Source organism: Achromobacter sp. CSND-B12 (genome assembly GCF_052906545.1).
Genome location: NZ_JBREGJ010000001.1, coordinates 2,021,365 through 2,045,157, shown reverse-complemented (window position 1 = coordinate 2,045,157; position 23,793 = coordinate 2,021,365). Strand labels below are relative to the sequence as shown.

Annotated in this window: 17 protein-coding genes; 15 read left to right on the top strand and 2 right to left on the bottom strand. The window is 69.0% G+C overall.

Features of this window, described 5'->3' with window-relative positions:
* The first annotated feature begins 85 nt into the window (after positions 1–85).
* The 3 genes from ACUTAG_RS09555 to argE all read left to right on the top strand — a co-directional run bounded on the left by ACUTAG_RS09555 (position 86) and on the right by argE (position 3,879).
* The gene (locus tag ACUTAG_RS09555; protein ID WP_054473595.1) at positions 86–1,693 is read left to right on the top strand and encodes a thiamine pyrophosphate-binding protein; all 1,608 of its coding nucleotides are present in this window, start codon (positions 86–88) and stop codon (positions 1,691–1,693) included.
* 63 nt (positions 1,694–1,756) lie between these two features.
* Positions 1,757–2,719 (top strand): Bug family tripartite tricarboxylate transporter substrate binding protein, encoded by a 963-nt coding sequence (locus tag ACUTAG_RS09550; protein ID WP_054473594.1) that lies wholly within the window; start codon positions 1,757–1,759, stop codon positions 2,717–2,719.
* Entirely contained in the window at positions 2,719–3,879 is a 1,161-nt protein-coding gene (argE, locus tag ACUTAG_RS09545) for an acetylornithine deacetylase (RefSeq protein ID WP_241130829.1), read from the top strand. The genes ACUTAG_RS09550 and argE overlap by 1 nt, the downstream gene beginning before the upstream one ends.
* Before the next feature lie 16 nt (positions 3,880–3,895).
* Here the strand turns inward: argE and ACUTAG_RS09540 are convergent, their stop codons facing one another.
* Positions 3,896–4,867, bottom strand: coding sequence for a DMT family transporter (locus ACUTAG_RS09540; RefSeq protein WP_446650111.1), 972 nt, complete (start codon positions 4,865–4,867; stop codon positions 3,896–3,898).
* A 191-nt stretch (positions 4,868–5,058) separates the two neighbouring features.
* On the opposite strand from ACUTAG_RS09540, the gene ACUTAG_RS09535 reads away from it, so the two are divergent.
* The 4 genes from ACUTAG_RS09535 (at position 5,059) to dsbG (ending at position 9,641) form a co-directional block, all read left to right on the top strand.
* A complete protein-coding gene (locus tag ACUTAG_RS09535; protein ID WP_024070347.1) occupies positions 5,059–6,255 on the top strand; it encodes a CaiB/BaiF CoA transferase family protein in 1,197 nt (398 codons plus the stop codon).
* 80 nt (positions 6,256–6,335) lie between these two features.
* Entirely contained in the window at positions 6,336–7,295 is a 960-nt protein-coding gene (locus tag ACUTAG_RS09530) for a Bug family tripartite tricarboxylate transporter substrate binding protein (RefSeq protein WP_446650110.1), read from the top strand.
* A gap of 44 nt (positions 7,296–7,339) precedes the next feature.
* Complete coding sequence (acdA, locus tag ACUTAG_RS09525; protein WP_053498217.1) at positions 7,340–8,545, top strand: 3-sulfinopropanoyl-CoA desulfinase; 1,206 nt, start codon at positions 7,340–7,342, stop codon at positions 8,543–8,545.
* 328 nt (positions 8,546–8,873) lie between these two features.
* On the top strand, positions 8,874–9,641 hold the full coding sequence (gene dsbG, locus ACUTAG_RS09520) for a thiol:disulfide interchange protein DsbG (protein ID WP_020926449.1): 768 nt from the start codon (positions 8,874–8,876) through the stop codon (positions 9,639–9,641).
* 16 nt (positions 9,642–9,657) lie between these two features.
* Here dsbG and ACUTAG_RS09515 read toward each other — a convergent pair whose 3' ends face one another.
* Positions 9,658–10,134, bottom strand: a complete 477-nt coding sequence (locus tag ACUTAG_RS09515; RefSeq protein ID WP_020926450.1) for a hypothetical protein — start codon at positions 10,132–10,134, stop codon at positions 9,658–9,660.
* 169 nt (positions 10,135–10,303) lie between these two features.
* On the opposite strand from ACUTAG_RS09515, the gene ACUTAG_RS09510 reads away from it, so the two are divergent.
* The 8 genes from ACUTAG_RS09510 (at position 10,304) to pdeM (ending at position 23,763) form a co-directional block, all read left to right on the top strand.
* A complete protein-coding gene (locus ACUTAG_RS09510) occupies positions 10,304–13,669 on the top strand; it encodes an ATP-binding response regulator (RefSeq protein WP_446650109.1) in 3,366 nt (1,121 codons plus the stop codon).
* Between the two features lie 66 nt (positions 13,670–13,735).
* On the top strand, positions 13,736–14,242 hold the full coding sequence (locus tag ACUTAG_RS09505) for a sigma-70 family RNA polymerase sigma factor (RefSeq protein ID WP_020926453.1): 507 nt from the start codon (positions 13,736–13,738) through the stop codon (positions 14,240–14,242).
* Positions 14,224–15,231 carry a FecR domain-containing protein gene (locus ACUTAG_RS09500; RefSeq protein ID WP_446650108.1) on the top strand — a complete coding sequence of 336 codons (1,008 nt, stop codon included), beginning with the start codon at positions 14,224–14,226 and terminating at the stop codon, positions 15,229–15,231. The genes ACUTAG_RS09505 and ACUTAG_RS09500 overlap by 19 nt, the downstream gene beginning before the upstream one ends.
* Before the next feature lie 134 nt (positions 15,232–15,365).
* Positions 15,366–17,870 carry a TonB-dependent siderophore receptor gene (locus tag ACUTAG_RS09495; protein ID WP_446650107.1) on the top strand — a complete coding sequence of 835 codons (2,505 nt, stop codon included), beginning with the start codon at positions 15,366–15,368 and terminating at the stop codon, positions 17,868–17,870.
* A gap of 95 nt (positions 17,871–17,965) precedes the next feature.
* A complete protein-coding gene (locus tag ACUTAG_RS09490; RefSeq protein ID WP_024070339.1) occupies positions 17,966–18,970 on the top strand; it encodes a ligase-associated DNA damage response exonuclease in 1,005 nt (334 codons plus the stop codon).
* 86 nt (positions 18,971–19,056) lie between these two features.
* Entirely contained in the window at positions 19,057–20,661 is a 1,605-nt protein-coding gene (locus ACUTAG_RS09485) for an ATP-dependent DNA ligase (protein WP_446650106.1), read from the top strand.
* The gene (locus tag ACUTAG_RS09480; protein WP_269877457.1) at positions 20,658–23,114 is read left to right on the top strand and encodes a ligase-associated DNA damage response DEXH box helicase; all 2,457 of its coding nucleotides are present in this window, start codon (positions 20,658–20,660) and stop codon (positions 23,112–23,114) included. Before ACUTAG_RS09485 ends, ACUTAG_RS09480 begins: the two co-directional genes overlap by 4 nt.
* Positions 23,098–23,763 carry a ligase-associated DNA damage response endonuclease PdeM gene (gene pdeM, locus ACUTAG_RS09475; protein WP_026384081.1) on the top strand — a complete coding sequence of 222 codons (666 nt, stop codon included), beginning with the start codon at positions 23,098–23,100 and terminating at the stop codon, positions 23,761–23,763. Before ACUTAG_RS09480 ends, pdeM begins: the two co-directional genes overlap by 17 nt.
* Positions 23,764–23,793 lie beyond the last annotated feature (30 nt).

The following is a 23,793-nucleotide window of genomic DNA, read 5'->3' as shown; positions in this document are numbered from 1 at the left end:
GCCGGTCGGCATTCCTGCAACAAGGGGCGCGACGAGCCGACCGCATCGGCCCCGGAACCGCGTCCCGCTTTTTTCTGGATCATCCATGTCTACCGTTTCCCAGATCATCGGCCAGCGTCTTTATGAGGCGGGGTGCCGGCACGCGTTCGGCATCCCGGGAGGGGAGGTGCTGTCGGTCATGCGCGGCCTGGACGAAGCCGGCGTGAAGTTCACGCTGGTCAAGCACGAGAACTCCGGCGGCTTCATGGCCGAAGGCGCGTTTCATCGGTCCGGCGCGCCCGGCGTGCTGATCGCGACGCTGGGGCCGGGCGTCGCCAACGCCGTCAACGTGGTCGCCAACGCGCTGCAGGACCGGGTGCCGATGTTGTTCATCACCGGCTGCGTCGACGAGGACGAGGCCGCTACCTATACGCATCAGGTGTTCGACCACGCGGCATTGATGCGGCCGATCACCAAGGCATCGCTGCGCATGTCCGCCGGCGCCGCGCAGGCCATCATCGACAAGGCGCTCGCCATCGCCATGGACGACCCGCCGGGGCCGGTGCACGTGGATGTGCCGATTTCGGTGGCCCTGCAGGAAGTCGTGCCCGCCAGGGGCGCGCGGCGCGTGCCGCCGGCGCCGGTGGCGCCGGCCGATACGGAGCGCTTCCAGCAAGCCCGCGCCTGGCTGGCGGCGGCCAGGCGGCCCGTGATCATCGCCGGGGTCGAGGCCCTGCATCATCACGCGCAGGCGCAGGTCGAGGCGCTGGTGCGGGAGTTGAGGATTCCGCTGATCACGACCTACAAGGGCAAGGGCATCGTGGACGAGCGCAGCGACATGGTGATCGGCGGCATGGGGCTGTCGCCATTGGCAGACCAGGTCGTGCTGCCGCTCGTCCGCGAGGCCGACGTGGTCCTGCTGGCGGGCTACGACCCGATCGAGATGCGCGTGGGATGGCGCAATGTCTGGGCCGACGACGCGCGGGTGATCGAGGTGTCCGCGACCCGCAACACCCATTACATGCACCAGTCGGCGATCTCGTTCGTCGGCGATATCAGGCACAGCCTGGCCGCGCTGGGCGCCGGGCTGGCGGGGCAGTCGCAGTGGACCGAAGGCGCCGTCGCCGATATCAAGCGCGCCATCGCCGCCATCTACCGCGCCGACGAGGAATGGGGGCCGGCCGCGATCGTCGATGTGGCGCGGGCGTTGCTGCCCGCGAACACCGTGGCCTCGGTCGACAGCGGCGCGCATCGCATCCTGTTGTCGCAAGTGTGGCAATGCCATGAACCGCGGACCCTGATGCAGTCCTCGGCGCTGTGCACCATGGGCTGCTCGCTGCCGCTGGGCATCGGCGCCAAGCTGGCCGAGCCCGAACGGCCGGTGGCTGTGTTCACCGGCGACGCGTGCCTGGAAATGACGCTGGGCGAACTGGCGACGGCCCGCGACGCGCGGGCGCCGGTGATCGTCTTCGTCTTTGCCGACGAATCCCTGTCGCTGATCGAGATCAAGCAGCGCGCCAACGGCCTGCCCAACCTGGGCGTGGATTTCGCGGGCACCGATTTCGCCGGCGTGGCGCGCGCCATGGGCGGCCTGGGATTCGAGGTCGGCAGCCGCGCCGAACTTGCCGCCGCGATCCGCGAGTCGCTGGCGTCGGATCGCTTTGCATTGATCTCGTGCCGCATCCCGAGAAAGGCCTACGACGGCCGCATCTGACCGCTGTTTCGACGACCAAGCCCCTGCAAGAGGGGCTTTTTCATAACCGGAAGGGGAAAACACATGAAGCGCCGTCATTTCATCCAGGCTTGCGCGTTGTCGCTGGCCGCCGCGTCGCGGGTCCAGGCCCAGGACCGCGTCATCCGTATCGTCGTGCCTTTCGCGCCGGGGGGCTCGGCGGACCTGATCCCGCGCCTCATCGCGGGGGCGCTGGCGGAGCGCCTCGGGCAGAGCGTCATTGTCGAAAACAGGCCGGGCGCCGGCGGCGCGGTGGGCGCCCTGCATGTATCGCGCGCGGCGCCGGACGGGCTGACGCTGGGAGTGGCCACGGTCAGTACGCATGCGATCCAGCCCGCCGTCTCGGCCAGGCCCGGCTACCAGCCCCTGCGCGATTTTTCCCCCATCTCCAATCTGGCCGACGTCCCCAACATCGTGTCGATCAATCCGCGACTGCCTGCCGCCAATCTGGTGGAGTTCGTCGCGCTGGCCAGGCGCAAGGACGGCGAGCTGATGTTCGGATCGCCGGGCGTTGGCTCGCTTGGGCACATGATGGGCGAACTCCTGGCGCAGACGACCGGCGCGCGCCTGCGGCACGTGCCGTACCGCGGCGCGGGGCCGGCCTTGCAGGACGCGATCGCCGGCCACGTCGACGTGCTGTGCGATAACCTGCCGGCCTCGCTGCCGCACGTGCAGGGCGGACGCTTGCGCGCGCTGGCGGTCGCCTGGCCGGGGCGTGTCGCGCAACTGCCCGACGTGCCGACATTTGCCGAGGCCGGCATCCCGGCGCTCAACGATCCCGCGTGGTTCGGCCTGGTCGGTCCGGCGGGCATGCCCCCCGCTTTGGTGGCGGCCTTGCAGGAAGCGGTCATGGCGGCATTGAAACGGCCGGAGGTCGCCGCCCGGATCGTGGAATTGGGCGCCGTGCCGCGCGCCAATGCGCCGGAGGAATTCTCCAGGCAGATCGGCGTCGAACTTGAAAAATGGCGGTCGGTGGCGAAACGCGCCAACATTTCCCTGGAGGCGTGATGGCATCCTCTCTTCCTGATGGCCTGCACGCGGCCCTGTCGTGGCTGGAGCGGCTGGTGGCATGCGAGACGGTGTCGGGCACGGCATCGAACCTGCCGTTGCTGGGGATGGTCGAGGAGGCCTTGCGCGGGCTGGGGTTCCGCATCCGCTACACCTACAGTCCGGATGGGCGGCGCGCCAACTTGTATGCCAGCCACGGCGGCGATGTCGGCGGCATCCTGCTGTCCGGGCATACCGACGTCGTGCCGGTGGCCGGCCAGGAATGGTCGCGCGCGCCGTTCGAGCTGTCGCGCGAAGGCGACCGGGTCTACGGCCGTGGCGTATGCGACATGAAGGGATTTCTCGCCTGCGTGCTGTCGGTGCTGGCGCGGCTCGACCTGAAGGCCTTGAAGCGGCCCGTGCATGTGGCCTTCACCTTCGATGAGGAGATCGGCTGCATCGGCGTGCGCAGTCTGCTGGAGGATCTGCGCGGACTCGGCATCCGGCCCGAGGCCTGCGTGGTGGGCGAGCCGACCGGAATGGCGGTGGTGCGCGCCCACAAGGGGCGGCACGCGCTGCGGTGCCGGGTGCTTGGCCGCGCGGCGCATTCGTCCCTGAGCGGCCTGGGCGTGAACGCGGCGCAAGTGGCCTGCGCCCTGGTGGCGGAAATCACGGAGCAGGCCGGGCAGCTGGCGCAGCGGGAGGTGGACGAGGATTTCTACGTGCCGTTCTCCACCATGGCGGTCTGCCGCGTGCACGCGGGGCAGGCGGCCAACGTCATCCCGGAAAGCGCCGAATTCGACTTCGACCTGCGTTTTCTTCCCGGCGTCGATCCCGATGCCGTGCTGGCGCCGATCCACGCGCGCGCGGCCGAACTACAGCGATGCATGCGCGACAAGGTCGAGGCCTCGCGGGTCGACGTCTTCCGCCGCACCGCGGTGCCGGCGCTGGTATCCCGGCGCGACGAGGACGGCATCGTCGCGCGCCTGTTCCAGGCGGGGGCGGGCAAGGGCGGCCACGTGGCGTTCACCACCGAAGCGGGCCTGTATCAGGCCGCGGGCATCCCGACGGTGGTGTGCGGGCCGGGCGATATCGCCCAGGCCCACACCGCGGACGAGTTCATTGCGGTGGAGCAGCTGGCGTTGTGTGAAGGGGTCCTGGCGCGCCTGCTGGCGCAATGACACCGGCGGACGGAATTCAGGGTTTGCCGCCCGGCGCGCCTTCCCGCGCTGCGCGGGCCAGGCGCTGGCCGCGCAGTTCCGCCCGGCGCCGGCCGACATGCATGAGCGCCATGCCGGAAATGGCCAGGGCGGCGCCGAGGAACAGGCTCTTGCTGGTGGGTTCGTCCAGCCACAGGCTGGAGAACAGCACGCCGAACACGGGCACCAGCGTGATGTAGCCCGAAGCCGCGCCGGCGCCCAGCGCTTTGACGCCCTCGAAGTACCAGGCATAGGCGACGGCCGTGGCGCCGAAGGCCAGGGCCAGCAGGCTGACCCAGGCATCCGCCGGCGCGCCGCGCAGCGCGCCCCAGGCCGCGGTGCCTTCGAATCCGATGCTGGCCAGCAGGAGCAGCAAGGCGCCGATCACGGTGGTGACCGTGGTGGTGGTCAATGCGTCCACGCCCTTGAGCACCAGCCGGCCGATCAGCGTGTACGCGACCCAGCAGGCCACGCAGCCCAGCAGCAACAGCTCGCCGATGCCGACCGAGCCGGGCAGGGCGGCGCTCGGTCCGTTGCCGCTGATCGCGATGTAGGCGCCGATGGCCGACAGGACCATGCCCGCCAGGATCGCCGGGTTCAGGTGCTCCCTGAACAGGATGGCCGCCAGCAGCAGCGTGGCGCCGGGATTGAGCGTCACCACGATGGCGGCCTTGCCGGCCGGCACCAGCTGCAGGCTCAGCATGAAGAAGGTCGAGTAGCCGAATACGCCCGCCATGGCCGCGGCGGCCAGGCCGAGCCACTGGTTGCGCGTCAGTTTCTTCAGGTCGCGCAGCGTGGACGCGCGATGCATCCACAGCACCAGCACCACGCTGGCGAACAGGAACCGCAGGCTGGCCGCGGCCAGCGGGGCCATCGCCTGCGCAACGACCTTGCCCCAGGACCACGACGCGCCCCAGAGCGCCGCCATGCCGACCAGGCGCAGGTGCGTGGCCATCAACGTATTTTTCATTTGTGCTTCGAAGGTGAGGAGGCGGTGGCGGCGAATCGGGACGATGCAAGCGTAGTCGGGACGATGCAAGCGTAGTGCGTCGTGGTGGCGTTGGCAACGTCAATTCGCGCGGGGCGTTCTTGAAAAAAATCTCAATTGAAGGTGAAGGGGCCGAATTCTAGACTGCCTCGACATCAATCGTGGAGACAGGCATGCAGTCGATGATCCCCGGCGCGCTCGACGGCGTGCGCATTCTTGACCTTTCGCGCATTCTGGCCGGTCCCAGCGCCACCCAACTGCTGGGCGATCTGGGCGCGGACGTGGTCAAGGTGGAGAAGCCCGGGGAGGGCGATGATACGCGCAAATGGGGGCCGCCCTACGTTGTCGGCAAGGATGGCCGCGACACGGACGAGAGCGCCTACTACCTCAGCGCCAATCGCAACAAGCGCTCGATCGCCATCGACATGGCCACCGAGGACGGGCGCGCGCTGCTGCACCGCCTGCTGGCCCGGGCCGATGTGCTGGTGGAAAACTACAAGGTCGGCGGATTGGCCAGGCATGGACTGGACTATCCCAGCCTGCGCCAGCGCTATCCCGGCCTGGTGTATTGCTCGGTCACCGGCTTCGGCCAGACCGGCCCCTACGCCCGGCGCGCAGGCTATGACTTCCTGATCCAGGGCATGGGCGGCATCATGAGCCTGACCGGCGAGACCGACGGCACGCCGATGAAGGTGGGCGTCGGCATCGCCGACGTCATGACGGGCATGTACGCGGCGGTCGGCATCCTGGCGGCGTTGCGCCATCGCGACGCGACCGGAGAAGGGCAGCAGATCGACATTTCGCTGCTGGACAGCCAGATCGCCTGGCTGGTGAACGCGGGCACCAATTACCTCGCCAGTGCAGAGGTCCCGAAGCGGCTGGCCAACGGCCATCCGAACATCGTGCCGTACCAGGTGTTCGAGACGGCCGACGGGCCGATGATCCTGGCGGTCGGCAACGATGGGCAATTCCGGCGCTTCTGCGAGGTCGCCGGCATCGAAGCGGTGGCGCGGGACGAGCGCTACGGCACCAACGTCGCGCGGGTCCGGCACCGAGAGGCCGTTTGTGAAGCCGTGCAGGCGGCGCTGCGCACCCGCCCGCGCCAATACTGGCTGCAATCGCTGGAGGCCGTTAACGTGCCGTGCGGACCGGTCAACGATCTGCGCGAGGTGTTCGAGGATCCGCATGTGCAGGAACGCGGCGCCCATCTGCGCATGCCCTGCGACTGGGCGCGCGATGGCGCGGTGAGCCTGCTGGCCAATCCCTTGAAGCTGTCGCGCACGCCGGTGTCGTACCGGCGTGCGCCGCCGCGCCTGAACGAGCACGTCGACGAGATCCTGCGCGATTGGGGCGGCGGCGCGCGGGCATAGCGCCCGCGGCCGCGGGCCGGTATCCGAAGCAGAAGCAATCAGGCTCCGATCCGAGGGCCGATCCACCAGAGGAGACAGACATGGACAGGAGACAGTTGTTGTTGCTTGCCGCGGCCGCCCCGTTCGGCAGGGCGCTGGCCGCCAGCGGATACCCCTCGCAGACGATACGGCTGGTCGCGCCGTATGCGCCGGGCGGCACCGTGGACATTCTTTCGCGGCAGCTGGCCGAGCCGCTGCGCGCCGGATTGGGCCAATCGGTGATCGTCGAGAACCGTGGCGGCGCGGGCGGGACCCTGGGCGCGGACGCGGTCGCCAAGGCCAGGCCGGACGGCTACACCATTCTCTTCGGGGCGGTGCACCATGCGATCGCGCAGTCGGTCTATCCGAAGCTGGGCTACGACATCCGCGAGATGTCCCCGGTCGGTTTCCTGGGACGGGTCAATCACGCGCTCATCGTCAACAAGGACCTGCCGGCCGGCAATGTGGCGGAACTGGTCAGGCTGCTGAAGGCGGACCCGGAGAAGTACAGCTACGCCACCCCGGGCGCCGGCACCATGCAGCACCTGATGGCGGAGTACTTCAAGAGCGTGACCGGCACCCGGATGATGCATGTGCCGTATCGCGGCTCGGCGCCGGCCATCGTCGACATCATCGCCGGCAACGTGCACATGATGTTCGAGACCATGCCGTCGGCCATCCAGCACATCCGGGCCGGCAGCGTCCGCGCCATCGCGGTTACGTCCAAGGACAGGTCGGCCAGCCTTCCCGATGTCCCCACCGCCGCGGAGAGCGGCGCCGAGAACTACGACGCGACCAGCTGGTACGGCATCTATGCGCCGCCGGGCACTCCCGCGGATACGGTCGCGTCGCTGAACCGGGCCATCAACGGCGCCTTTGCCGACGTGCCGTTCGCGCGGCGATGGCGGGAGCTGGGCGCGGACGCCGGCGGCGGCACGCCCGCCGAGCTGGCGCAGTTGACCCGGGCCGAGGTCGCGCGTTGGGCGCAAGTCGCGCGCAACGCCAACATCAAAGTGGGCTGAGCGGCGCGCGCTGCGCTTTTTTTCAGCGGCAATCAGGAGAAATTATGGTGGTACTTTCGAAGGAACAAGCGGCGCTGCGGCAGCGCGCCCGGGAGCTGGCCCAGCAGGCGTTCAAGCCGACCGCGGCGCACACCGACCAGAGCGAGCAGTATCCGTGGGACAACGTGCGCCAGCTGTGCGACCAGGGGTTCATGGGGATGACCATCCCCCGCGAATACGGCGGCCAGGGGCTCGGCCACCAGGACACGATCATCGTGGTCGAGGAAATGGCGAAGGCGTGCGCGACCATGGGCCGGATCACGGTCGAGGCCAACATGGGCGCGATCGGCGCCATCATGCGGTACGGCACGCATGAACAGAAGCAGCGGGCCGCGGCCTGCGTGCTGGCGGGCGACAAGCCGGCCATCTGCATCTCGGAGCCGCAGGCGGGCAGCGCCGCCAGCGAGATGGCGACGCGGGCCGTGCGGCATGGCGACGACTATCTCATCAACGGCGAGAAGTACTGGATCACCGGCGGCGGCGTTTCGCGCCTGCACCTGATATTCGCCCGCGTCATCGAAGACGGGGTCGATCAGGGCATCGGCGCGTTCATCCACATCAAGGACGATCCCGCCCTCCAGGACGGGCTGGCGGTCACGCAGCGGTCGTATGCCATGGGGGTCAGGGGCATCCCGGAGACCTATCTGCGCTTCACCGACCTGAAGGTGCCCAGGTCCATGCTGGTCGTGCCGCCCGAAGGACTCAAGCGCGGGTTCGCGGGGTTGATGCAGGCATACAACGCGCAGCGCGTCGGCGCCGGCACCGTGGCGCTGGGCATTGCGCAGGGCGCTTTCGAAGAGGCAGTGGCATACGTGAAGCAACGCCACCAGTTCGGCCGCCCCATTGCCGAATTCCAGGGCTTGCAGTGGATGATCTCGGACATGGCCATCCAGCTCAACTGCGCGCGGCACATGCTGCACGCCGCGGCCAACAGCGGCACGCCGGAGACTTTCGGTTTTCCGGACATCTCGCTGGCCGCGCAGGCCAAGATCGTGGCGGCCGAGACCGCGCAACGCGTCACCAACGACGCCTTGCAGCTGCATGGCTCGTCCGGCTACGGGCGCGACCTGCCGCTGGAACGCCACGTGCGCGACGCGCGCATGTTCACCATCGCGGGCGGCACCGCGCAGATCCTGCGCACCCAGGTGGCGTCATCGATCCTGGGGATGAAGCTGCCACAGACGCGCGACGGCTATATCCGGGGGCGGTGACGGCATCGCGGTCCGGCCCGGGCCTGGGGGGATTTTGTTGCAATTGTCATGGATTGCCGCCCGGCCCCTGGCATAACGGTGTTGAATCTGTCGCGGAACAGGAACTGGGGAGTCTGGCGTGCCGCTAGAGTTCGCTCCGATCGAGTCGGCATTCATGGAGACGCTGCAGCAGGCCGGCCTTGTATGACTGGATGACAGTGCTGTGGGTATCATTGATTCCCTTGGCGTTGGCGCTGGCCGCATTGGCGGCCAGCGTCGCTGGCGCGCGGCGGCCCGGATAGCCTTTCGCGCGGCCGCCCATCCCCCGATTTCAGCAACAGGAGTCCCCATGATTCGTCCGCATGCGCCCAGCCGCATCCTTTTCGCCCTGGCCGCCATGCTTGCCGCCGCCGGCAGCCAGGCCCAGGATCGGCCCGCCGTGCTCAAGGCGCTGGAGACGCGCGGCCTGCGCGTGGTGCAGGAATTCAAGGTCGACGGCAACCTGCGCGCCTTCGCCGGCGTGGCTGGCGACCAGCCCGTGGCGATCTATGTCACCCCCGATGGCAACGCCATCGTCGGCGCGCGCCTGGATGCCCAGGGCAAGCCGCTTGACGATGCCAGGATCGAGGCCCTGGTCAGCAAGCCGATGGGCGACCAGGCCTGGGCGCAGCTGGAAAAATCGACGTGGGTGCTCGACGGCCGGAAGGACGCGCCGCGCATCATCTACACCTTCAGCGATGCCAATTGCCCCTATTGCCACAAGTTCTGGGAAGCCGCGCGTCCGTGGGTGGATTCCGGCAAGGTGCAATTGCGGCATGTGCTGGTGGGCGTGATCCGGCAGGACAGTCCCGCCAAGGCCGCCGCCATCCTGGGCGCCGCCGATCCGTCTGCCGCGTTGATCGAGAACGAACACAAGTTCGACAAGGGCGGCATCACGCCTGCCAAGAGCGTGCCCGACAACATCGGCAAGATCCTCGACGACAACCAGGCGCTGATGGTGTCGCTGGGCTTTCGCGGCACGCCAGGCATCGTCGTGCGCGACGACAGCGGCGCGCTCAAGAAGTACAACGGCATGCCGCAGGCCGGCAAGCTGGCCGAGGTGTTCGGGCCGCGCTGACGCGGCCGCGCCTGGTTCAGTACGCGCCGGCGGGCAGGACGTCCGCGAGATACGCCCCGGGGTCCGGCGCCGGATTCAGCATATGCCGTACCCAGGCGTCGCGCTCGTGCGCGGTAACCACCAGTTCCCAGACGCAGGCCAGCGCTGGCGCCTGCACCGGCGCGTAGTGGCCGGGACGCGCGAGCGGCGCCGACAGCATGCGCTGGCAGGCGATGCCGCCCGTGATCCACCAGTCCACCAGCAGCCATACGGCTTCCTGGCCCACATGCACCATGCAGAAGCCCAGGCCATGGCTGCGGGCGTCCTGCGCGTGTTCGGCCAGCGCCACGCCCGCGGCCGCGCGCGCCGCGGCGGCGAGCGCGGCATCCAGCAAGGGCGCCGGATGGCGCGCATCGTGATGAATGGCGTAGGCCTTGAGGATGTGGCCGGCCAGATTCCAATTGCCCAGTGGTTCGAAGCGCCGCGGCAGATAGGGTTCGGGGGGATGGGTCATGAGAGCCGGCCGGTGGAAGGACGAGGCCATTCTACTTTGCCATCGGCCAAGGACAGTTACCGCTACTCACCACTTCCTGTCTTTTGCGAATAGCCCTGCGATACCATCGAAGCATCCGGCCAAGCCTGGCGGTCGCCGGATCAGGCGGCTCTTTCCTACAGGAGAACCCTTGCAACTCGACCCGAGTTTGAAATTCCTGCCAGATCAGGGCGAGGTCGCGCGGCATCTGCGGCAACTGGATTGGGACTCGACTTCGATCGGGCCGCCCGCCCTGTGGCCGCAGAATCTGCGCACGGCATTGAGCCTGTGCCTGAGTTCCCGCTTTCCCATCCTGCTCTGGTGGGGCGAGGATTTCAGCGTCCTGTACAACGATGCCTATGTTCCGTTCCTGGGCGCCCACAAGCATCCGGCGGCGCTTGGCCGGCCCGGGCAGGAATGCTGGAGCGAGATCTGGCCCGAAATCGGCCCGATGCTTGCGGGTGTCTATCGCAGCGGCCAGGCTACCTGGTCCTACGACGAGGAATACTATTTCGACCGCCACCTGCCGCGCGAAGAAGTCTACGTCACCTTCACCTACGGCCCGATCCTGGCGGCGGACGGCGTCACCGTCCAGGGCGTTTTCTGCCCCTGCACCGAGACCACCGAGAAGATCGTCAGCGCACGGCGTCTGGAAACCTTGCGCGAGCTCGGCGCGCAGCCGGTGCCGGCCGCCGGGCCGGCCGCCACGGCGGGGCGTATCTGCGATGTGCTGGCGCGCAACCCGCGCGACGTGCCGTTCTGCCTGATCTATCGATGCGGCGACCCGGACTTCGAACTGCTTGCCGCGACTGGCGTGAATGCGCAGTCGCGCCCGGCAGCCCACTGGCCCCTGGCTGCCGTCGCCGGCAATGGCGAACCGCAGACCGTGGCGCTGGCGTCGTTGGGGCTGGCATTGCCAGGCGGGCCCTGGCCCGATCTGGCCGCATGGGCGCGCATCCTGCCGTTGCGCTGGACCGCTGACGGCTCGGTCTCGGGCGTCATGGTGCTGGGCGTCAGTGCGCGGCGGCCGCTGGATAGCGCCTACCGCGACTTCCTCGACCTGGTCGCCCAGCATTCGGCCAGCGCCATCGCCAGCGCCGTCGCCTATGAGCAGGAGGCTCGGCGCGCCGAAGTTCTGGCGGAGCTGGATCGCGCCAAGACCATTTTTTTTTCCAACGTCAGCCACGAGTTCCGGACGCCGCTCACGCTGATTCTCGGACCGCTGCAACAGGCGCTGGCGCAGCCGTCGGCAGGCCTGGAACGCGAGACGCTGGAACTGCTGTTGCGCAATGCGCTGCGCCTGCAGAAGCTGGTGAACTCGCTGCTGGATTTTTCGCGTATCGAAGGGGGCGGCATGGTGGCGCGGCTGCAGCCCACCGACCTGGCCCGCGCCACCCAGGAGCACGCCAGCGCGTTCCGATCGGCGATGGAGAGCGCGGGGCTGGCCTTGTCGGTACAGTGCGACGCGGTGCCCACCGTGCTCATCGATCGCGACTGGTACGAAAGAATCGTGCTGAACCTGTTGTCCAACGCGTTCAAGTACACCTTGCGGGGATCGATCGACGTGGCCTTGCGCGACAGCGGCGATGAGGTGGTCCTGTCCGTGCGGGATACCGGTGTCGGCATCGCCCGCTCGGACCTGGCCAATATCTTCCAGCGCTTTCACCGGGGCCAAAGTCCGGCGGCCCGCAGCCACGAAGGCTCGGGTATCGGGCTGGCGCTGGTGCGTGAATTGGTCAAGCTGTTGGGCGGCGCCATCAGCGTCGATAGCGAGCCGGGCGTGGGCAGCGTGTTCACGGTCACGCTGCCCAAGAAACAGGCGAGCGCGGCCGATGGCAAGGTCGCCCACGAACCCGTCGCGAGCAATGCCACGATGCAGGCCCGCCAGGAAGCGTCGCGCTGGCTGGCCAACGCATCGCCGGTGCTTGCATCCGCGGGCATCGCCAATCGCCCGCGGATCCTCTGCGCTGACGACAATGCCGATCTGCGCGAGTACCTGCGCAGCCTGCTCGCCGCTGATTACGATGTGCGCATTGCCGCCGATGGCGCGACAGCCCTGCGCAGCGCGCGGCAGGATCCGCCCGACCTGGTGATCACCGACATCATGATGCCGGGCATGGACGGGCTGACCTTGCTGCAGGCCCTGCGCGGCGATGCGCGGACGCGGACCGTGCCGGTGATCCTGCTGTCGGCGCGCGCCGGGCAGGAAGCGCGCGTCGAAGGCCTTGATGCGGGCGCCGACGATTATCTGGTCAAGCCATTCTCGCCCGCCGAATTGCAGGCGCGGGTTGGCGCGCATTTGCGGTTGGCGATGTTGCGCCAAGAAACCCAGGCGGCATTGCGCGACGCCAACGAACGCAAGGACGAGTTCCTGGCCATGCTGGCGCATGAACTGCGCAACCCGCTGGCGCCGCTGCACAATGGGCTGCACCTGTTGCGGCATTCGGAGGTGGACGCCGCCGGCACGGTGCGCGTCCATGAGATGCTCGCGCGCCAGGTCAGCCACATCGCGCGGCTGGTGGATGACCTGCTGGACATCGCCCGCATCAACAGCGGCAAAATCCTGCTGCGCAAGGCGCCGGTGGACCTGGTGGAGCTGCTGCGCAACGCGCTGGAGGCAAGCCGCGGACCGATCGAGGCGGCCGGACACACCGTGTGCGCGACCCTGCCGGAACAACCGGTGATGATGCAGGCCGATGCGGTGCGACTGACGCAAGTGGTCTCCAACCTGCTCAACAACGCGGCCAAATATACCGACCGGGGCGGCCATATCGTCCTGAAGGGCGCCCCGGATGGGGCGGGAGAATTCGTCCTTTCGGTGCGAGACAACGGACGCGGCATTCCGGTGGATATGCTGACACGCGTCTTCGAGCCTTTCGTGCAGGTCGATGGCCGGCGCGGGTCGGGCGGCCTGGGCGTGGGGCTCACGCTCGTGGCGCGCCTGGTGGCGTTGCACGGAGGCAGCGTGAGGGCGGCGAGCCAGGGACCCGGAACGGGCTGCGAGATCGTCGTGCGCCTGCCGGTGCAGGCCGCGTCGCCGCGCCAAGTGGCGCCGCAAGGCGGCCAGGCCGCGCCCAGGCAGAAACTTGGTCGTATCCTGGTGGTGGACGACAACACCGATTCCGCGGACACGACCGCCATGGTGCTCCAGGCGTTCGGCGCGCAGGTTGGGGTTGCGCGCGACGGCCGGCAGGCGCTGGCCATGCTGGACGAGTTCGCGCCGGCCGTGATGCTGGTGGACATCGGCATGCCGGGAATGGACGGCCACGAGGTGGCGCGACGGGTACGCTCGGCGTCGTCGGGCCAGGGCGTCGTGCTGATCGCCATGACGGGGTGGGGCCAGGACGAGGATCGGCGCCATTCCCACGAGGCCGGGTTCGACCATCACCTGGTCAAGCCGGTGGATTTTGCGGCGTTGGAACAACTGCTGGTTTCGCTGGCGCGCCGGCGGCAGCGACGGGGCCCGGCGGGGCTTGATGGCGGCGCGGCCGCTATCCAGGTCGGGAAAATTAGATAATAATAATCGTTACCATTAAGTTCTATTGCCGCCGTCATGCCGTTGCCAGGCTGGCGGCCTCCTGCCTTGGATACCTCCGACTACGCGATCCCGCCCAGCGTGGAAACCCTTTACGGCGACCATCATTCCTGGCTCCAGGCCTGGCTGCGCCGTCGGCTCGGCAATGCCGCCGACGCGGCCGACCTGGCGCAGGACGCGTTCGTGCGGCTCCTGACCACGCCGCGCCGCTTCGGCAGCCTGCCTGAAGCGCGCGTCTACCTGCGCACCATGGCCGGCGGCCTGTGTGTCGACCTGTGGCGCCGCCGGCGTATCGAACAGGCCTGGCTCGACACGCTCACCGCCCAGCCCGAGGCGCTGGCGCCGTCGGCCGAACATCAGGCGATCGTGCTGGAGGCGCTGCAAGAGATCGACCGCCTGTTGCGCAGCCTGCCCGTGAAGGCGGCTCACGCCTTCGTCATGGCCTCCGGTTGCGGCATGAGCGAAACGGAAGTGGCGGCGGAGCTGGGCGTCAGCACCCGCATGGTGCGCAAGTACATCGCGCAGGCCATGCTGCATTGCCTGAAGACGCTTTGACGACGATGGGCATGCCGCCGCAACGGGGGCACGGGGAGCACGCGGTCCTGGAGCAGGCCGCGCAGTGGTTCGCGCTGCTGCAATCGGAAGAGGCCACCGCCACCGACCGCGAGGCGTGGCGGCGCTGGTGTGATAGCGCCGAGGCGCATCGCGCGGCCTGGGCCCAGGTCGAGCGCATCGGCCAATTGTTCCGGCCCATCCAGACGGCGCCCGATCCCCATGGCGCGGTCGGCGCCTATCGTGCCGCCACCGCCAATGCAACCCGGCGCCGTGTTGTCCTCGGTCTGGCGCTGATGGCCGGCGCCGGCCTGACGAGCGGGGTGGCCTGGCGCTACTCGCCGCTGGCCGGCCTGGTCCTGGCCCGCATGGCCGACCATCGCACTGCCACCGGCGAAGTCCGGGAGGTCTTGCTGGCCGATCGCACACGGGTCTGGCTGGGAACGGCAAGCGCCTTCGACACGGACTTCGGCCCGGCGCTGAGGCGCCTGCGGCTGGTCGCGGGCGAAATCCTGGTCAGCACGGCCGGCGGGCAGCAACGGCCGTTCGTGGTGGATACGCCGCAAGGCCGGCTGCGCGCGCTCGGCACGCGCTTCACCGTCAGGCTGGACGCCGGCATCACGCGTATCGCGGTCTACGACGGCGCCGTCCAGGCGCATGGGGCCGATGGCGCCGGCGTGGTCATTCCCGCCGGTTGGCAGGCGCGCCTGACGGCGACGGGACTGTCGCCGATCGAGCCGGTGGACCCGGCCAGCGAAGGCTCGACGCGGGGCTTGTACATTGCCCGCAATGCGCCCCTGGGCGAGGTCTTGCGCGAACTCGGACGCTATCGCGCCGGCCTGCTCAGCGTGTCGCCGGAAGTGGCGGACCTGCCGGTGTTCGGCAGCTACCCGATGACCGAACCCGAACGGGTACTGACCATGCTGGCTTCGGTCATGCCCATCCGCGTCAGCCATCCCCTGCCGTGGTGGACCCGCGTCACCCCCCGTTGACGGGGCGCCGGCAGGGCGTGGCGGCGGTGGCGCATTTTTTTTGCAAAAGCGGTTCCTGTTTTGGGTGGCTCGTTCGATGAAGCGGGTGAAAGGTCTTCGGACCATCCCCCAATCGCCCATTTGAGGAAGCCCGCATGTCCATCCGAACCCTCCGGCCCCGTCACTTCACCGAGCCGGCGCGCCGCCCCGATGCGGCCCGCCGCGCGCCGCTCGCGCGCAGCCTGGCACAACTGGCCTGCGCCGGGGCGCTGGTGGCGATGGCGGGCGGATTGCCGGTCGCCATCGCCCAGGAGGCCGGCGCGGTGACGGACGGCGCGGCGCGCCGCTACGACATCCCGGCCGGCCCGCTCGATGCCGTACTGGCGCGCTATGCGGCCGAATCCGGCGTGCTGCTTGCCAGCCCGCCCGGCCTGGTGCAAGGGCGCCACAGCCCCGGGGTGCAAGGCACCTACGATTCACAGGCCGCGCTCATGGCGGCGTTGGCGGGAACCGGCGTGGAAGCGGTCAGGGATACCCAGGGCCAATACCGGCTGCGCGCGGCTACCAGCGCCGAGGTTGCAACCCTGGCGCCGGTCACCGTGCCGGGTCTGGGCATCGCCACCACCGAAGGCACCGGTTCGTACGCTTCGAACGTGGTGACGATCGCCAAGGGCGACCAGTCGTTGCGCGAGATCCCGCAGGCGGTCTCGGTGATTACCCGCCAGCGCATGGACGACCAGAACATTACCGATATCCGCGACGCGCTCAATCACGCGCCAGGCGTGTCGATGGTGGCGAACGAGCCGGGCGGGCAGTTTTATTCGCGCGGATTCTTCATCCAGAGCTACCAGTTCGACGGCGTGCCGCTGGAACGGCAGCTCTACGCGCGCGGTTCGGCCTTCAATTCCGATGCGGCTCTCTATGACCGCGTGGAAATCATGCGCGGTCCGCAAGGGCTTTTCGAAGGAGCCGGCGACCCGTCGGGCTCGGTGAACATGGTCCGCAAGCGGCCGACGCCGCAGCGCCAGTTCGTCTTCACCGGCAAGGCCGGCTCGTGGGACCAGTACGGCGCGCAGGCCGACCTGGGCGGCGCGCTCAATGACAGCAAGAGCGTGCGCGGCCGCGTGGTGGTGAACTACGACACCGCCGGTTCGTTCCGCGACTATATCAACTCCCATGACCGCACCTTCTACGGCGCGCTGGACATCGACCTGGGCGCCGCCACCACCGTCGGCATCGGCTACAGCCGCGAGAAGCCCTATGGCGTGATCGACTGGTCGGGCCTGCCCAACTATGCCGACGGGTCCATGCCCGACTATGCGCGTTCCACCAACCTGAGCGCGCCGTGGAACCATGCCTCGAAAACGCAGGACACCTGGTTCGCCGACCTGACCCACCGTTTCGCCAATGGCTGGAAATTCAAGGCCGCCCTGGTGCGCGTGCAAGAGGCCAACGACATCAAGTACCTGCTGCGCACGGGACGGTTGGGACCGCCCAATACCTACCGTGGCGACGCCTATGCGTTCGACATGGAGTCCAGGAACCTGGGCGGCGACACCTATCTGACGGGGGATACCACGCTGTTCGGCCGCAAGCTCGGCCTGACGGTGGGGGCCAACTTTTCGCACCTGCGCAGCAACGACACCTGGGGTTGGCTGCGCAACGTCGAAACCCTGAACCGCAGCCCGTATCAACGATTCACCGCGCCCGCCCTGAACAGCGACGAAATCATCGCGGCCAACCGCATGGACGATGGCTATCGTTCCGACAAAAAGGGCTTGTACGCCAGCGCGCGCTACCAACTGGCCGATCCGCTGCTGCTGGTGCTGGGCGGCCGCTACTCCTGGTACAAGCAGACCTACATTTCCAATGGGGTCTGGGGCTACAGCGAGACCACGGCCGAGGAGTCCGCGGAGTTCACCCCCTTCGTGGGGGCCGTGGTCACGCTCGACGACCAATGGTCGGCGTATGCCAACTACGCCGACATCTTCCGCCCGCAGAGCCAACGCGGCGTTTCCGGAGAATTCCTTGCGCCGGTGACAGGCCGCAACTATGAGCTGGGCCTGAAGGGTGAGTTGCTGGACGGCCGGGTCGATGTGGGTCTTGCGTTGTTCCGCACCGAGCAGAAGAACGTCGCCTTCGAGGATACCGACGTCCCGCAGGCCGTGGCCAACGCCCAGTGCGGCGGCACCTGCTACCGCCCCACGGCGCAGGTGCGCAGCCAGGGTTTCGAGGCCGAGATCAATGGCGAGGTGCTGCCTGGATTGCAGCTGTCCGCCTCATACACCTATACGCAGACGCGTCACCGGAGCGCCGATGTGCCGGCGGTGGGTTACGACATCTCGGCCAACACGGGGATCCCGCGCCATTTGGCGCGCCTGTGGGCCAACTATCGCCTGCCGGGGGAATGGAGCCGCTATTCGGTGGGCGCCGGCCTGACCACCCAGAGCAAATCGTCAGGCTTCGGCTATTACGGCCGCGAGCAGGGTGGCTACACCGTGCTGGACGCGCGCCTGGGCTACCGCGTGGACGAACGTCTGTCGTTCGCGTTGAACCTGGGCAACCTGACCGACAAGAAGTACTACAGCTCCATCAGCTACGACCACAATTACTACGGCGCGCCGCGCAATTACCTGCTGACGGTGCAGTACAGGATGTAGCGTCGGCGGCGCCGCGTTCGCGGTATAACCGACAGATGCAGCGCCGCGGCTCGCGCACCCCGCGCGAGCCGCGCCCGCCAGATCGGGAGACAGTCATGGCCGACATCGTCCAATTGCGTCCGGAAGGCTTGTATTGCGCCGCGGGCGGGTTCTACATCGATCCCTGGCGCCCCGTGGATGTCGCGGTCCTCACGCACGGCCATGGCGACCATGCCCGCGCAGGCATGGGCCGCTATCACACCAGCGTCGAGGGCCTGCCGATCCTGCGGTGGCGGCTGGGGGACCAGGACTATCGCGTCCATGCGTACGGCGAGCCCTTCACGCTGGGCCGCGCGCGCGTCTCGCTGCACCCCGCGGGCCACGTGCTGGGATCCGCGCAGGTGCGCGTCGAAGTCGATGGCCAGGTGTGGGTCGTGTCGGGCGACTACAAGCGCCAGCCGGACCCCACCTGTACGCCGTTCGAGGTGGTGCCTTGCGACACCTTCATCACGGAAGCGACCTTCGGCCTGCCGATATACCGCTGGCCCAGCGCCGCCGACGTGGCGCGCGACATCGTGCAGTGGCGCGACCACTGCGCGGCGCGCGGCGAGGCCGCCATTCTCTACTGCTATGCGCTGGGCAAGGCGCAGCGCGTGCTGGCCGAGCTGATGCCTTTCATCGACCGCCCCGTCTACCTGCATGGCGCGATCGCCGCGGGCGTGGACGTCTATCGCGGCGCGGGCGTGGCAATGGCCGATACGCGCCTGGTCATCGACGCGGAAGGGGCGCCAGCGGCCGCGGGCACGGGATTTGCTGGCGAGCTGGTCCTGGCGCCGCCCTCGGCCGCCGGCAGTGCGTGGCTGCGGCGGTTTCGCAAGGCCCAGCATGGCTTTGCATCGGGCTGGATGCGGCTGCGCGGCAACCGGCGCCGGCGCAACATGGACCGTGGCTTCGTCGTGTCGGACCATGCGGACTGGCCCGATCTGCTGCGCACCGTCCGTCAGACCGGTGCGCGGCGCGTCATCGCCACGCACGGCGACACCGACGCGCTGGTGCGCACCCTGAACGAATCAGGCATCGCCGCCGAGACGCTGGCCACGCAGTACGGCGAAGACGACTAGTAGCCGTGCCCATCCGTGTTGGCCGGTCATGCTGGCAGGCCGCGGGACAGGCGCTTTTTTGGATCGGCAGGAGAACGGACGCAGGCATGAAGCGATTCGCGGCGTTGTATCAGGAGCTGGACCGCAGTACCGCCACCTTGGACAAGCGCGCGGCGCTGGTGGCGTACTTCCGTGATGCGCCGCCCCGCGACGCGGCATGGGCGTTGTATCTGCTGGCCGGCGGCAAGATCACCAGCGCGCGCAGGAAGATCGCGGCGGTTGGCGAACTGCGCGCCTGGGTCGCGAGCGCGTCCGACACCGCGCCCTGGCTGGTGGATGCCTGCTATGACCAGGTCGGAGACCTGGCCGAGACGTTGGCGCTGCTGGTTCCCGACCCCGCCACCGCCGCGCCCGAACGCGGCCTGGCCGATTGGATCGAAGAGATCCTGTTGCCCGTGGCCAATCGCGACGAGGGCGAGCGCCGCGAGGTCATCGTGGCCGCATGGATGGGCCTGCCCTATGCGGAACGCCTGGTCTTCAACAAACTGCTGACCGGCGCCCTGCGCGTCGGCGTATCGCAGCGGATGGTGCAGCAGGCGCTGGCGGAGATGTCGGGCGTGCCCATCGCGCGCATCGCGCAGCGCATGCTGGGCGCGTGGTCGCCCAGCCCCGCCTTCCTGCGTGACTTGCTGAGCGCCGAGGAATTGCCCGGCGACCGCCAGCAGCCTTACCCCTTCTTTCTGGCCTCGCCGCTGGAGGGCGATCCGGCGCTGCTGGGACCGATTGGCGACTGGCTGCTCGAATGGAAGTGGGACGGCATCCGCGCGCAATTGATACGGCGGCGCGGCGAGGTGGCATTGTGGTCGCGCGGCGAGGAGCGGCTGGACGGCCGGTTTCCGGAGGTCGAGGCCGCCGCCGCGGCGCTGGATGTGGACTGCGTCATGGACGGGGAGCTGCTGGCCTGGCAGGACGACACAGCCGGTCCCATGCCGTTTTCGGCCTTGCAGACCCGCATCCAGCGTCTCAGGCCCGGGCCCAAGTGGCTGGCCGAGGCGCCGGTGCGCCTGCTGGCCTACGATTTGCTGGAGCTGGACGGAGCCGATCTGCGCGAGCTGCCGCAGACCGAACGGCGCGCGCGGCTGGAAGCGTTGCTGCGCCGGCATCCGGACCCGCGCCTGCGGCTGTCGCCGATCGTCGCGCCCGAAAGCTGGGACGAGGCCCGCCTGCTGCGCGCGCAATCGCGCGAACGCGGCGTCGAGGGCTTCATGCTCAAGCGCGGCGCCGCGCCGTACCAGAGCGGCAGGCGACGCGGCGACTGGTGGAAGTGGAAGATCGATCCGCTCACCATCGACGCGGTGCTGCTGTATGCGCAGTCCGGCCACGGCCGCCGCAGCACGCTCTACACCGACTACACCTTCGGCCTTTGGGATGGCGATGCGCTGGTGCCCGTCGCCAAGGCCTATTCGGGCCTGGACGACAAGGAGATCCTGGAACTGGACCGTTGGCTGCGCGCCCACACGCGCGAGCGTTTCGGCCCGGTGCGCTCGGTTGATCCGGTACAGGTGTTCGAGCTGGGTTTCGAGGGCGTCAACCTGTCCAAGCGCCACAAGTCGGGCGTGGCGGTGCGTTTTCCGCGCATCCTGCGCTGGCGGCATGACAAGCGCGCCGACCAGGCCGACCAGCTCGACACGCTCAAGGCGCTGGCGCGATGAGCGCCATGCGCCGTGGCCGGGATGCGCCGCTGGCGGCATGGTTCGCGGCCCGCGGCTGGAAGCCCGCCCCGTTTCAGCGCGAGACGTGGCGGCGCTATCTGGATGGCGAATCGGGCCTGCTGCACACGCCCACGGGTAGCGGCAAGACCCTGGCGGCATTCGGCGGCCCGCTGCTGGAGGCCCTGGCCGGTGACGCGCCCATGGCCCCGGGTGAAGGGCCGCGGGTGCTGTGGGTCACGCCGTTGCGGGCGCTCGCCGCCGACACCACCCGCGCGCTGACGCAGACGGCGGCCGACATGGGCCTGGCGTGGACGGTGGCGCTGCGCACGGGCGATGCCAGCGCCCGCGACAAGCGCCTGGCGCGGCAGGGCAAGGCGCAGGCGCTGGTGATCACGCCCGAATCCCTGGCCCTGCTGCTTTCCTACGCCGACGCGTCGTCGCGCTTTCGCGCCCTGCGCTGCATCGTGGTGGACGAATGGCACGAATTGCTGGGCAACAAGCGTGGCGTGCTGCTGCAGCTATGCCTGGCGCGCCTGCGGCGCCTGTCGCCCGGTGTGCGGACCTGGGGCCTGTCCGCCACGCTCGGCAACCTGGAAGAGGCCCGCGCCGTGTTGCTGCCGCACGCGCCGGGCAGCGCCCTGGTGGCGGGCGCGCGGCCGCGGCGGATGCAGATATCGACGCTGCTGCCCGAGCGCAGCCGCGCCCTGCCATGGGCCGGGCACCTGGGCCTGTCGCAGCTGGAGCGGGTGTTCAAGCGCCTCTTCGACGTGCGCGCGACGCTCCTGTTCACCAATACCCGCGCCCAGGCCGAGCTGTGGCATCGCGCCCTGGAATCCATCTGGCCCGAGGCCCCCGCCACACTGGCGCTGCATCATGGATCGCTGGACCCGAAGCTGCGCGCCGCCGTGGAACAGGGCTTGCGCGACGGCACGGTGCGCTGCGTGGTGGCCACATCCAGCCTGGACCTGGGCGTGGATTTTCCGGCCGTGGACCAGGTCTTGCAGATCGGCAGCCCCAAGGGTGTGGCGCGCCTCCTGCAACGCGCCGGACGCGCCCGCCACCGCCCGGGGGAATCGGGCAACGTGGTCTGCGTGCCGGCACAGGCGCTCGAGCTGATCGAGTATGCCGCCGCCCGCCAGGCGATCGCGCGCGGCGAGATCGAGTCCAGGCCGCCACCAGTCGGCAGCCTGGACGTGCTGGCCCAGCATGCCGTCACGCTGGCGCTGGGTGGTGGCTTCGAGGCGGACGAGCTGTACCGGGAAGTCCGCGGCACCCACGCCTACGCCGCGCTCGATGGCGCGACGTGGCGGGCCGTGCTGGACTTCATCGTGCAGGGCGGCCGCGCGCTGGCGAAGTATCCGGATTACCAACGCGTCGTGCGCGATGACGATGGACGTTACCGTGTGCGCGACCGGCGCGTCGCGTTCCGCCATCGGCTGTCCATCGGCACCATCACCGCCGACGGCGCGGTGGCCGTGAAGTATTTGCGCGGGGGCAGCCTGGGATCGGTGGAAGAAGGTTTCCTGGCCCGCCTGCGGCGTGGCGACCGGTTCCAGTTCGCCGGGCGCACGCTGGAACTGGTGCGGCTGGAGGGCATGGTCGCCTACGTGCGGCGCGCCAAGGGCGGCGATGGCCCGGTCGCGACCTGGCAGGGCGGGCGCATGCCCCTGTCGACGCAACTGGCCAGCGAGGTGGAAAGCCTGTATTCGCATCCCGGTCCGCATCCGGAGATGCGCGCGGTCGAACCGCTGCTGCGGATCCAGGCGCAGGCCAGCGCGCTGCCGGATCGCGGCCGGCTGGTGGCCGAGCGGATCGGTTCGCGCCGCGGCATGCATCTGTTCCTGTTCCCGTTCGCCGGCCGCGCCGTGCATGAAGGCATCGCGGCAATGATCGCGCTGCGCTGGGGCCGACGGCAGGCCAACACGATTTCCTATACGGTCAACGACTACGGGCTGATGCTGACGCTGGCCGAGCCGGCCGCGCTGGACGACGCCTTGCTGCGCCAGCTGCTCAGCCCCGACAACATGGCCGATGACCTGCGCGACGGCGTGAACCTGGGCGAAATGGCGCGCCGGCAGTTTCGCGAGATCGCGCGCGTGGCGGGCCTGCTGACCCCGTCGCTCCCCGGCCAGGCGGCGCGTTCGCTGCGCCAGGTGCAGGCATCGAGCGGCCTGCTGTACGACGTCCTGCGCCGCTACGACCCGGACCATCTGCTGTTGGCCCAAGCGGAGCGCGAAGTGTTCGAGCTGCAGCTGGAAGCGCCGCGCCTGCTGGCGGCGTTGCACGACTGCCAGCGGCGCGAGCTGCTGTTGCGCGAACCGCGGGCGCTGACGCCGCTGTCGTTTCCGCTCTGGACGGAGAGCATGCGCGGGCAATTGAGCACCGAGACCTGGCAAGCGCGCGTCAGGCGCGCCGCGGCGCAACTGGAGAAGCGCTATGAACGCATCGCCTGACGACGAGCTGGACATCGTGCTGGCGGGCGAGGCCATGGTGCTGTCGGGGGCGCGGGCGATGTTCTGGCCCGCCCGGGGGCGCTTGATCATTGCCGACCTGCACCTGGGGAAAAGCCATGTCTTCCGGCGCGCGGGCATCGCGGTGCCCAGTGGCGCCACGCGCGGCGACCTGGACCGGCTGGCCGCCCTGGTTGCGCGCACGGCCGCCCGCGAACTGTGGATCGTGGGCGACCTGTTGCACGGACCCGCCGCGCAGGCGGCCTGGCGCGACGCGTGGCTGGAATGGCGGCGCCAGCATGCCGGGCTGGACGTCGCCGTGCTGGCGGGCAATCACGACCGCGCGCTGGACGGCGGAGTCCTGGAAGTGCGACAGCTCGGTGATGCCTGCGTGGATGGTCCCTTCCTGTTCAGTCACATCCCGCGGGCGGGAGCGAACGGCCAGCACGTCATCGCGGGGCACATGCATCCGAAGACGTCGGTGCCGGGAGTGCCGCGCAGTTGGCCGGCGTTCTGGCTGCGTACGGGCCTCACGGTCCTGCCGGCCTTTTCGGACTTCACTGGCGGTCACATCGTGGATGGCGGTGAAGGCGGGTTGATCGTCGCCTGCGTGGCTGGCACGCCGATCCCCGTGGCGGGGCGCCTGCGGTGAGGGCTTCCACCTTGAGCGGCGCTGTGTGTC